Source organism: Flavobacterium sp. Leaf82 (genome assembly GCF_001422725.1).
In the GTDB taxonomy this organism is placed as follows: domain Bacteria; phylum Bacteroidota; class Bacteroidia; order Flavobacteriales; family Flavobacteriaceae; genus Flavobacterium.
The window spans coordinates 126,827-139,398 of record NZ_LMMA01000001.1 but is presented as its reverse complement, the minus strand read 5'-3'; the positions used below and the strand labels follow the sequence as shown (position 1 = coordinate 139,398).

General features: G+C 34.8%; 11 protein-coding genes. All 11 read left to right on the top strand.

The genetic code is table 11. The features are described 5' to 3' along the window. Positions 1 to 95 precede the first annotated feature (95 nt). The 11 genes from ASF10_RS00615 (at position 96) to ASF10_RS00565 (ending at position 12,437) form a co-directional block, all read left to right on the top strand. The gene (locus tag ASF10_RS00615) at positions 96 to 584 is read left to right on the top strand and encodes an IPExxxVDY family protein (protein ID WP_056243964.1); all 489 of its coding nucleotides are present in this window, start codon (positions 96 to 98) and stop codon (positions 582 to 584) included. 5 nt (positions 585 to 589) lie between these two features. Then, entirely contained in the window at positions 590 to 2,020 is a 1,431-nt protein-coding gene (pyk, locus tag ASF10_RS00610; RefSeq protein WP_056243959.1) for a pyruvate kinase, read from the top strand. Between the two features lie 625 nt (positions 2,021 to 2,645). After that, positions 2,646 to 4,292 (top strand): arylsulfatase, encoded by a 1,647-nt coding sequence (locus ASF10_RS00605; RefSeq protein ID WP_056243956.1) that lies wholly within the window; start codon positions 2,646 to 2,648, stop codon positions 4,290 to 4,292. 67 nt (positions 4,293 to 4,359) lie between these two features. After that, a complete protein-coding gene (locus ASF10_RS00600; protein ID WP_082472360.1) occupies positions 4,360 to 5,379 on the top strand; it encodes an HAD family hydrolase in 1,020 nt (339 codons plus the stop codon). 99 nt (positions 5,380 to 5,478) lie between these two features. Beyond that, entirely contained in the window at positions 5,479 to 6,309 is an 831-nt protein-coding gene (locus ASF10_RS00595) for a hypothetical protein (protein WP_056243950.1), read from the top strand. A 40-nt stretch (positions 6,310 to 6,349) separates the two neighbouring features. Beyond that, positions 6,350 to 7,801, top strand: coding sequence for a DUF1254 domain-containing protein (locus ASF10_RS00590; protein ID WP_082472359.1), 1,452 nt, complete (start codon positions 6,350 to 6,352; stop codon positions 7,799 to 7,801). Between the two features lie 64 nt (positions 7,802 to 7,865). After that, positions 7,866 to 8,645: a DUF2490 domain-containing protein gene (locus ASF10_RS00585; RefSeq protein ID WP_082472358.1), complete on the top strand. Its 780-nt coding sequence runs from the start codon at positions 7,866 to 7,868 to the stop codon at positions 8,643 to 8,645. 12 nt (positions 8,646 to 8,657) lie between these two features. Further along, the gene (locus tag ASF10_RS00580; RefSeq protein ID WP_056243940.1) at positions 8,658 to 10,058 is read left to right on the top strand and encodes a DUF2252 domain-containing protein; all 1,401 of its coding nucleotides are present in this window, start codon (positions 8,658 to 8,660) and stop codon (positions 10,056 to 10,058) included. Positions 10,059 to 10,088: 30 nt separating this feature from the next. Next, positions 10,089 to 10,829, top strand: a complete 741-nt coding sequence (locus tag ASF10_RS00575) for a DUF2092 domain-containing protein (RefSeq protein ID WP_082472357.1) — start codon at positions 10,089 to 10,091, stop codon at positions 10,827 to 10,829. A gap of 20 nt (positions 10,830 to 10,849) precedes the next feature. Continuing rightward, complete coding sequence (locus ASF10_RS00570; protein WP_056243933.1) at positions 10,850 to 11,599, top strand: DUF6515 family protein; 750 nt, start codon at positions 10,850 to 10,852, stop codon at positions 11,597 to 11,599. Positions 11,600 to 11,852: 253 nt separating this feature from the next. Further along, a complete protein-coding gene (locus ASF10_RS00565) occupies positions 11,853 to 12,437 on the top strand; it encodes a DUF4136 domain-containing protein (RefSeq protein ID WP_056243931.1) in 585 nt (194 codons plus the stop codon). The last annotated feature ends 135 nt before the right edge of the window (positions 12,438 to 12,572 follow it).

The following is a 12,572-nucleotide window of genomic DNA, read 5'->3' as shown; positions in this document are numbered from 1 at the left end:
ATAACGTTTTCGTTTATAAATTAATAAAAACAACCACATCTTAACTATTTAAGCTCCGTTAGAAATAGTATATTTACACCTTGATTTTTCATGACATGGCTATTCATAGATTGGATTTAGACGAATTTGACGAAATTGATTATTATTTAATGGCAATCCACACTTCATTAGAAGATTATAGATTGGCCTATTTTATCAATAAAACCCTTCCGATTAACTTAAGTAAGAGCAAAAACGAGATCCATGCTCAAACTAAAGAAGGCGAGGCAAATTTTTCGAGATTCTATTATTATGATGCTGAAAAAACAGTTTCATGGAATTTAATTCAGAATAAAAATGAGATCATTTCAGTGAGTAAAAATGATTCTCAAGATTTGTTTTCCAATGAAACAAGTGAGGTTTCAACAACAATTCATTTACTTCCTGAATTCAAAAAAGTAGATTTTTTCCTGAAAATAGAAAATAGCGAAGAGACGCTTGACTTTTCAGAAATTCAACAACAATTAAATACCATAGAGAGTATCGCAGCTATTTATGCTGTAGATACAGATAAAATAAAATCAAAAAACAATCTAATTTTTTAAAAAAAATGTTAACAAACAAAAAAACCAAAATTGTAGCTACACTTGGTCCTGCATGTGGTACAAGAGAGATCATTAAAGATATGATCGATGCAGGGGTAAATGTTTTTAGAGTTAATTTTTCGCACGCTGATTACGAAGGAGTAAAAGAGAAGATTAATATTATTAGAGGTCTAAACGAAGAGTTTGGTTACACTACTGCAATCCTTGGAGATTTGCAAGGTCCAAAACTTAGAGTTGGAGTAATGGAAGAAGGAACTGTTGTTCATGATGGTGATTTAATCACTTTTACAACTGCAGAAGATATTTTAGGAACTGCTCAAAAAGTGTTCATGAAATACCAAAATTTTCCAAATGATGTTAATCCGGGAGAGCGTATTTTGCTTGATGATGGTAAATTGATTTTTGAAATTATTTCTACTGATAAAAAAACAGAAGTTGTTGCTAAAGTAATTCAGGGTGGAGAATTAAAATCTAAAAAAGGAGTTAATCTTCCAAACACTAAGATTTCTTTACCGGCTTTGACTGAAAAAGATATTGCAGATGCTATTTTTGCTATTGAGCAAAAAGTAGACTGGATCGCACTTTCGTTTGTAAAAACACCTCGCGATTTACAAGATTTACAAGAATTGATCGCTAAACATTCTGAATATAAAATTCCAATTGTTGCTAAAATTGAAATGCCGGAAGCTCTTGAGAACATGGATAAAATTATAGCATATTGTGACGCTTTAATGGTTGCACGTGGAGATTTAGGAGTTGAACTTCCTGCTCACGAAGTGCCATTAGTTCAAAAAGATTTGATTCGCAGAGCTAAAATCGCCAGAATTCCTGTTATCGTTGCAACTCAAATGATGGAGACAATGATTACAAGTTTAACACCAACAAGAGCTGAAGTAAATGACGTTGCAAACTCTGTAATGGATGGAGCTGATGCTGTAATGTTATCTGGAGAAACTGCTACAGGAAATTATCCGGTACAAGTTATTCAAAAAATGACTCAAATTTGTGAGGCTGTTGAGGATTCACCGCTAATTCAGGTTCCACAAAATACACCACAAATTAAAACAAAACGTTTTGTTACTAAAACTGTTTGTCACCAGGCAGCTTTATTAGCTAACGAAATCAAAGCTAAAGCAATTTGTACTTTAACAAATAGCGGATATACAGCTTTCCAAATTTCGGCTTGGAGACCATCTGCACATATTTTGGTATTTACTTCAAACAGAAGAATTTTGACACAATTGAATTTATTATGGGGAGTAAAATCATATTTCTACGATAAAGACGAAAGTACAGACGATACTGTAACTGATGTTAACGAAATCGCAGTTCAAAAAGGTTATGCCGTAAAAGGAGATTATTTAATCAATCTTGCAGCTATGCCAATTAAAGATAAAGGAATGGTAAATACCATGAGAGTTTCTGAAATAGAATAGTTTCATTTCAATATTATTACAAAAGCCATTCGATGCGTCGAATGGCTTTTTTTGGTTTATACTTTTACTCTTTTTAAATAAAAATCTGGAATAATAAGCCTTAAAATATATTTTTAAAATCTATTATATCGTTCCATAATTAAGATAATTCTTTAAATATTATTCTAAAATCATCATTTACAAATTCAAAAATTTATCATTTGTAAAAAAATGACCTCACTTTTTTTGAAATTTCATTAAAAATTTAGAACAAATTTAAAGTGTTATTCTTACGTTTCCTCTTTTTTAGAATATAAAATAAATTCTAACTCCCTAATTAAATGCTTTTTGCGTGGTGCATATTGTAAAATGCAACCTCATGGAGCAAAATAAAACATTTTTATTGTTTCATTTTATAAAATGAAACAATCTCAGACCTTATAAATGCTGTTGTTCGTTTTTTTATTAGCTAATTTGAGTCAGTTAAATAAAAGTTAAGAAAATTCTTGTTTCAAATTACCTCTAATTAGAATTTCAAAAACTGAAACAATCAATATTTAACATTCCTCTACAAATTACATCAAGTAATATTTTTCCTATATTTGATATTAATTATATAAAAAAATTATTAATAAAACTTAGCACCATGAAACAAAAAAAACTTCAAAATGGATTCAAAAAATCGATAATGCTATTTGCATTAGCCTATTTTTCGATAATACAGGCACAGGATAAAAAGCCCAATATTTTAATAATTTGGGGTGATGATATTGGTATAAGCAATATTAGTACTTACAGCAATGGTTTAATGGGCTATCAAACTCCTAACATTGATCGTATTGCTACTGAAGGAATAAAGTTTTTGCATTATTATGGAGAGCAAAGTTGTACTGCGGGACGTGCAGCGCTGTTAACAGGTCAGCAAGGCATTCGTACAGGGTTGACTAAAGTAGGGTTTCCCGGCGCCCCAATGGGTATGAATCAGTTAGATCCTTCTATTGGTGGGATTATGAAAAACCTGGGTTATGCAACCGGGCAATTTGGTAAAAACCACGTTGGAGATCGAAATGAAAATTTACCTACTGTAAATGGATTTGATGAATATTTTGGAAGTTTATATCATTTAAATGCTTCAGAGGAGCCAGAATTACCAGATTACCCAAAAGATCCCGCTTTCTTCAATAAATTTGGTCCCAGAGGAGTGCTTAAATGTACTGCTACAAGTTCAGACGATGCAACTGTAGATCCCCGTTTTGGTAAAATAGGAAAACAAAGAATAGAAGATACAGGACCACTTACTAAAAAAAGAATGGAGACTATAGATGACGAAACATCATCTGCAGCAATTGATTATATCAAAAGACAAAATTCTGCAGGTAAACCTTTCTTTGTTTGGTACAATGCTACTCGTATGCACTTGCGTACACACGTAAGAAAAGAGCACAGAGGTAAATATACACATGGCGATAGTGAATATATCGATGGTATGATCGAACACGATATGACTGTTGGAGAACTTTTAAAAGCATTAGACGATTTAGGAATTGCAAATAATACTATTGTAGTATATTCATCTGATAATGGACCTCACATGAACAGCTGGCCAGATGCAGCAATGACACCATTCCGTTCTGAAAAAGATACCAACTGGGAAGGTGCTTTCCGTGTTCCTTGTGTAGTTCGTTGGCCGGGACATATTAAACCGGGACAAACCAGCGATCAAATGATGTCACATCTCGATTGGATACCAACTTTGGCAACAATTGCAGGAGAACCAGATTTAGTAAAAAAATTATTGACTGGCTATAAAGCCAATGGTATAAACTATAAAGTGCATTTAGATGGTTACGATCAGTCCGCATTTTTAGAAGGAAAAAACCCTAATAGTGCCAGAGACAAATTTTTCTATTCTGATGATGATGGCTTACTTGTAGCGATGCGAAAAGGAGATTATAAATCCGTTTTTGCAGAACAACGTTCTCCTGGAACTTTAGAACTTTGGGCTGAACCGTTTACCAAATTACGTTTGCAAAAAATGTATAATTTGTATCAGGATCCATATGAAAGAGCTGATATAACCTCGAACACTTATTGGGATTGGATTTTGAATCACGTCTATTATGGCTATGAATATATTGCCGAAGTAGCTGAATTCGCCCAAACATTTAAAGAATTTCCTCCAAGATCTATTCCGCCAAGTTTCTCTCCTGCTACCATTATGGAAGAGACATTAGCCGGAATTAAATTTCAAGACCAGCTGAAAGCACAAAGTGCTCCTGCCAAGAAAAAATAAATAGTATAATAATAAATAGAACTTGAGTTCCCCATAATTCAAGTTCTATTACTTAAAAATCAATATCATGTATAGAAAAATATATATATTGCCCGTAGTGTTATTATTATTGGTGTCGTGCAAAAAAACGGATACACTAACTACCTCAACAAATCCTAAAGACAGCACCAATACAGTTGCAACAAGCGGAGATCCGCTGCCAAGTTGGAACGATGGAGCATTAAAAAAAGACATTATTGCGTATGTTACTAAGGTAACCAAAGAAGGAACTCCTGATTTTATTCCTGTAGAGAATAGAATTGCCACTTTTGATAATGACGGAACACTTTGGGCTGAAAAACCATATGTTCAGGAATTATTTGCTTTTTACAGAGTTAAAAAGATGGTAGAAGCTAATCCTGAATTAGCAAAAAAACAACCTTTTAAGGCGGTAGTCGAAAAAGACAAAGCCTTTTTTGAAAAAGGCGGTGATAAAGCCCTTATCGAATTAGTTGCTGCAACTCACACAGGCATGACCGAAGATGAGTTTGAAACTTCGGCAAAAGAATTTTTCGCAAGCGCTCAATATCCGGGCAAAAATGTTCCTGTAAAACAAATCAGATATCAACCACAATTAGAGTTATTGAATTATTTACGTGCAAACGGATTTAAAACTTTTATTGTAACCGGTGGGACAATTGAGTTAGTTCGTGCAATTTCTGCTGACTTTTACGGAATTCCCAAAGAGCAGGTTGTGGGAACTTCTTTCAAATATAAATTTGATGATGCTAAAAATACTGTTCTCAGAGAACCTGCACTCGACCTATTTAATGATAAAGAAGGTAAACCTGTTGGGATACAACTTCACATAGGGCAACGTCCGGTTTTTGCGTGTGGGAACGAAGGCGGAGCAGGAGATCTTGCTATGCTTAGATATTCTCAGGGCAGCAAATATCCTTCATTTCAATTAATTGTAAACCACAATGATTCTATCAGAGAGTACAATTATCAGGAAAAAGATAATTTATCATTAAACACCGCTGCAAAATACAAATATCATGTAGTGAGTATAAAAGATGATTGGAAAAAGATTTTCCCGGACAAATAATTTGATTTAGTTAGAATTAAAATGAAACAACTTTTTGTTAGTTGAAAGTTGTTTTGTTTTGATTTTAAGACTAATTAATAAATTTTAAAGTATACGATTATGAAATCTATAATACCATACAATACTATCAAATTATTTTTTAGTGTAACTCTTTTTCTTTTAAGTTTTGTCATTTTTGCTCAGGAAGAACCAGCCAAAGCAGGATCAAGTGCTCAGGAATTGGCAGATAAATTAGCAAATCCGGTAGCAAGTTTAATTAGTGTGCCACTGCAAAATAACCTGGTTTATGGAGTTGGTCCTTTCAACGGATCAAAATATACCATTAACATTCAGCCTGTTATTCCGTTTAAATTAAGTGATAATCTAAATTTAATTACTCGTTACATTCTTCCTGTTGTCGACCAAAGAGATATCACGGGAGAAAACACACATCAATTTGGATTGAGTGATGCAACTGTAACTGCTTTTTTTGCTCCTAAAACCAAAGGACTTATTTTAGGATTTGGACCTGCTTTTTTAATTCCAACCGCCACAGATAATTTTTTAGGAACAGAGAAATTTGGCGTAGGTCCCAGTGTATTAGTAATGCATCAGGGCAAAGGACTTTCTATAGGATTTATAGCCAACCAGATATGGTCAGTTGCAGGAAATGAAGATCGAGCTGATTTTAATCAGTTTTACACACAAATATTCCTGACACATAGTTATAAAAGCGGTGCAAGTTTAGGCGTAACTTCAGAAATTACTCAAAATTGGGAAGGCAAAACAACATTGGTCACTATTAGCCCTAATATAGGCGCTGTTACAAAACTGGGAGATCAGGTGGTTCAGTTTGCTATAATGCCTTTGATACCAATTGTTGGACCCCATGAAAGCAAACCTGACTGGGGTTTAAGAGCCGTTCTGGCTTTTGTATTTCCGGGATCATAAAAATTTCTTCTGAGTTTCTTTCATCATAAAAAAACAAATCATGAAATCAAGAGTTTTATCTGTTATAATACTAATTTGTTTGTTGTCATGCACTAATTCAACGACAAAAAATGAGACTACAGCAGTTACGGATACTATCAAAACAACAGTATTTAAACCCGTTGATTTTGAAGAACAATTAATTTACAATCGTGCAATCGAAGCTGTAATCTGGGGAATGCCAGCGGTTAATTCAGAATTATTTCATGAAAGTCTTATAAAAGCAAAAGGCGATTACAATCAAATCGTGTATTGGTCAGGATTAATCAGTTCAAAAAATCAGACGTTGACTCCAAATCCTGACGTAATTTATATCAACCCTTTTTATGATACCAGACAAGGTCCAGTCGTTTTAGAAATTCCGGCAGTAGAAGGTGTTTCATCCTTAACCGGAAGTTTAGATGATGGCTGGCAAACTGCTATTGAAGATATTGGCCCTGCAGGAGTTGATAAAGGCAAAGGGGGAAAATACCTTATTTTACCTCCTAATTATAAAGACGCAATTCCGTTAGGTTATATTCCAATGCCTTCTGCTACCTATACAGGTTATGCAATACTTCGTTCTAATCTTACAGATGCAAGTACAAATGATATTAAAAGAGCTATTGATTATGGAAAGAAAGTGAAAATTTATCCCCTTTCTGAAGCTGATAATCCTCCGGCTACAACCTTTGTTGATTTAATCGATATGCCCTTTGGTAATACGATTCCGTATAATGTACATTTCTTTGAAGTCCTGAATCAATTTGTACAAAGAGAACCTTGGCTTACAAGAGATTTGGCAATGATTGATCAATTAAAAACTATTGGAATTGAAAAAGGAAAAACGTTTCAGGCCGATGCCAGAAGACAGGAAATACTTAATGCAGCAATCAAAGATGCACATGCATGGATTGATAAAAAATTTGAAAAAATATTTACTCCTCCTTTCTATGAAGGAACAAACTGGGCTTTGCCAGCATCTCCAGATGTTGTAAAATCTATAATGACAAATTATACAGCACCTAATATTTACCCAATTGATGAAAGGGCAATTAGCTATTCGATGGCCTATTTTAGTGCTAAAAAACTAGGAACAGGTCAATATTATTTGATGACTGTAAAAGATAACAATGATCAGCCGTTTGATGGTTCAAAATTATACAAACTGCATTTACCGGCAAAAGTTCCTGTAAAATTATATTGGTCAGTAACAGCTTATGACCGCGAAACACATGCGCTTATTTTAGACATGAAATATTCCAGTCGTGCTTCTACATCTCAGGGACTTCAAAAAAATGCAGATGGTTCTGTAGATATTTATTTTGGCGCCAAAGCTCCGGAAGGTAAAACATCAAATTGGGCTCCAACAAATCCGAAAGGAAAATTCGAATTACTGGCTCGTTTTTATGGCCCTGAAAAAGGATTTTTTGATAAAACATGGAAAATGGGAGATGTTGAAGAAGTGAGGTAAAAGAACTGAGTTTTTTAGATATCAGAAAAGAGATTAAATAATTGAAAACTAATCCTACTGTAAAATGAAGAGAACCAATATTTATAAAAGACTATTTATTTTAATGGTATTGACTCTTTTTTTCGGCGTAAAAACAAACGCTCAAAAAATGGTGCAGAATGTTGCAGCCTGGGTTGGTTACGAAATGTATTTACCTTTTAAAGAAGATGGAAGATGGGGTTTGTTATTAGAAGGATATTCAAAAGGAAATGATTTTGTGTCTGAGCTTCAGGGATCTTTTTACAGAGTTGGTGCCAATTATTATCTTAAAAACGGTAACCGATTAGGAGCCGGAGTTGCCTACCAATGGGATTTGCCCTATGATAAGCTTTCATTGCCTTACAACAATCCGGATTACAGGATTTATGAGCAATTTATTTGGCGTATCGTTAAAAAAGAAGGAAACGAAGTCTGGTCGCAAAGGTTTAGAATGGAGCAACGCTGGTTAGGGCGAAAAGATGACCCAAACAGTACAAGCGATCATTTTGATTATTATAAATTCGAAAATACGCTTCGATACCAGCTTCGGTATCAATTATGGTTTAAACAGCGATGGGCTGCGGTCGTTTATGATGAAATTCATATAAGAACCAACGCCGCAAGCGGAAATGAAAATTATCTGGATCAAAACAGATTGTATGTAGGAACCGCTTATAGTCTGGATAAACGAAGAGAAATTCGGATGGAATTGGGATATATGAATCAGATTTTTTGGAAAGCTCCTGATACAGAAAGTGGACTTAGCCGAATGAATCACACGATTAGAATTACCCTGACAACAGATTTGCCTTTTACAAGAAAATAAAATGCCGCAATTATGACTGATGAATTCAAAGAAGGAAGCGAAAATATTTTTGATCCGGTAGCCTCAAAAGCCGAGCGTTTTGATAAAGGCACCGCTATTAGAAAAATTACGCCTCGTTCTCATCATCAGCAATGGAATCCGTCAGAGGATCGTGAAGATCCGGTCGAAATTTTAATCAAAACCAGTATTGGAAGAATAGAGAGTTTATTGCCTATTCGATATAGTCGAATGATGGAATCTCCTTTTGCCTTTTTTAGAGGAGCAGCTTCAATTATGGCTGCAGATTTGGCACAAACCCCAAATACAGGAGTCGATCTTCAGCTTTGCGGAGATTGTCATTTAATGAACTTTGGAGGATTTGCAACACCGGAACGTCAGTTGGTTTTTGATATTAATGATTTTGATGAAACTTTCCCCGGACCATGGGAATGGGATTTAAAAAGACTTGCAACAAGTTTTGTAATTGCCGGAAGATGGAGAAAATTTTCGAATAAAACCTGTAAGGAATTTGCCTGGAATGTTGCTGACAGTTACAAAAGGCACATGTTGGAATACAGTAAATTATCAGCGCTACAGATCTGGTATGCGCAAATAGACCTCGCTGAACTTATTGAAAGAGGCGAAGACGAAGAGATAAAGTCTTTTCAGCAAAAACGAATTAAAAAAGCAGCAGAATATACGGCACATGAAAAAGAGTTTGCAAAAATGACCTATCACGAAGGTCCGAGAGCAAAAATAAAAGATGATCCGCCTTTAATTTATCATCCGTCAGGAGATGAAGGAAGACAAATTTTGAAAGAAGCTGAAATCATACACAATCGATATCTCGAAACATTATCTGATGAGAAGAAAGTATTGTTAGGGAGATATACTTTGCATGACATTGCTATAAAGGTTGTAGGTGTAGGAAGTGTGGGAACACTTTGTGGGATTAGCTTATTAATGTCGGCTACGGGCGAACCCATTTTTTTACAATTTAAAGAAGCCAGAAAAAGTGTGCTGGAAAATAATGTAAAAGCAAAAAGTAAATACACGCATCAGGGCGAACGAATTGTAAGAGGACAAAAATTAATGCAATCAGCTTCGGATATGTTTTTAGGATGGACAAACGACGATAAAAACCGATTTTTTTATATCCGTCAGCTTCGGGATGCCAAGGTAAAACCGGTTCTTGAAATTATGAAAGCTAAAAACATGACCGATTATGCAAAAGCTTGTGGCTGGGCACTTGCAAGAGCACATGCCCGCACTGGAGATCCATCAATATTATCCGGATATATAGGGAAAAGCGATGAATTTGCCAATGCAATTTCAAGATTTTCGGTTTCGTACGCGAATCAAAACGATTTAGATTATAACAAAATGCTGGAAGCTGTAAAAGAAGGAAGATTGCCAATATCAGCAGAAGTCTAAACTTTCATTAAATTATTAAAAATAGAATATATGGGTAAAAAGTTTTTGTTTTTGATGGGCTTTGTGGTTGTAACAATCACAGCAAACGGCCAGACACAGCGTATAGATTCTACGGCTGTTTTTCTCTTACATCGAACTGGCGAAACCTTGCAGGATATAAAGTCCTGCAGTTTTACAGCGATTACGACATATGATGTTCCAAACGAGATTTTAGGACTTATTAAACATACGATAAACGATAAAGTCTCAATAAAGTTTCCGGATAAAATGAAAGTTACCTCATCCGGAGATAAAGGAAATCGCGGTTTATGGTACACTAATAAAAAGCTCAGTTATTATTCGTTTGATAATAATACGTATGGTTTTACAACTGCTCCCGGATCTGTTATTGAAACAATCGATGAAGCCAGCAAAAAATTTGGGATCGAATTTCCCGGTGCTGATTTTTTCTATCCCACCTTTTTACAGGATTTGTTATCAGAACAAGGAAATTTAATTTTTTTAGGGAAAACCATAGTCGACGGACGTGAATGTTTTCATATTGCAGGAAGTGATAAAACAAAAAGTTTTCAGTTCTGGATAGGTAATGATGATTTGTTCCTGCCTGTAAAATTAGTGATCATTTATACTTCTGACAAAGACAAACCCCAATATGAAGCACTTTATAAAGACTGGACTATAAATAACGATTATCCGGATTCTATGTTTGAATTTACTACGCCTCCAAAAGCAACAAAAGTAAAACTGGCGCCCAGAGAAAACACTAAATAATCTTATAAAAATCCATCATTATGAAATCATATCAACCTAAAAACAAAATGGCGCTCGTAATTATTGCATTTTTTGCATTATTGATTATGATGCCTGAAGAAGTATCTGCACAGCGATTTGGTCATTTTTCTCCACCTCGACCTATGCCCCGCCCTATGCCTATGCCTCGCCCAATGCCGGCGCCAAGACCAATTCCTCCCGGGCCGAGACCAATTCCGCCAAGACCGTTACCGCCGCCACCGCATCCTTACCCACATCCATATCCGTATCCAAGACCATTGCCACCGCCTTTTCATCCTTATCCGGTGCCTTACCCTTATATCTATCATCCTTTTGTGCCGTATTATTGGGGACCAACATGGTATCCTATCGGATTTTTTGCCGCTACCCTGACAACTGCTGCGATCGTTATTAGTATCGAAAACAATCAATACAATTATGATGACGGGGTTTATTATGTAAAAGAATCTAATGGTTACAAGGTTGTACCTGCACCGCTTGGAGCAACAATTAGTGAATTGCCAAAAGGATACGTTACAATCAATGTTTCCGGAACAGAATATTACTATTACGGCGGAACTTATTATTCTAAAGATTCCAGTAAGTATAAAGTAGTAAATGCACCGGTTGGAGCTATTGTTTCGCATCTTCCGGAAGGAGCAGAAGAGAAAACAATAGACGGTCAAAAATACATGATTTACAATAGTGTGTACTATCAGCCAATCTCAAAAGACGGGCAGGACAGTTATGTTGTTGTGCAAGGAAAATAGTACTCAAAGAACTTAGAACAGTGAATTTTAACCAAAATAAACTGTTAGGAATAAATAAGTAAGAATTTTTCTATTTAGCGTACGTCAATTAAATAAAATAAGTACCTTTGAATAAACTAAGATATTGTATAATAGTTGTTTACAAAAAACCTTAAACAAATATTTAACACGACTTCACGTATATTCAGGATTTAAGCCAGATTTAAAGAATTTCAAGTTAGACTAATTTAATCATTAATTTAAATACCACAAGATGAATATTAAAAGAAAGAATCTTCGTATAATCCCAATATTATTTTTGGGCTTAGTTTACAGCTGCTCTCCAACTGTAAAAGTTACCACTGATTATGATCATTCGGCTAATTTTAGCGAATATAAAACTTTTGCCTTTTATGATTTAAAAGCGCAGGAAGGTCAAATAAATCAATTAAATGTTGATCGTATTACAAAAGCTATTCGTGCTGAACTTATCAGCAAAGGTTTTACAGAAACTACTAATAGTCCTGATTTAAAAGTAAATGCGGTTACAATCTTAAAAAACAAAACATCCGTATCTGCAAATACTGATTTTTACGGTTACGGTGGTATGTATCGTCCCTATGGTTATTGGGGCGGCGGCGGTGCCATGATGGGCAATGCAAATACAACATTTAATACTTATGATTATGTTGATGGTTCACTTATAATTGATATTGTTTCATCAAAAACTCAAAAACTAATCTGGCAAGGAATCGGTAATGCAGAAATTGACAGCAAACCGGATGATCCTGAAGAATTTGTTGCAAACTCTATCAAAAAAATCCTGGCTGGTTTTCCTCCCGGATTAGCAAAAAAATAGCTTATGATATATTGTTATAAGACAGCTATACTTATCTCTTTGCAGATGAGTATAGTCCTTATGACAAATAATAGAATTTTCTTTTTTTTAAAATTATTAAACCAATTTTAAAAGGAATAAGGTATACGTAAAAAT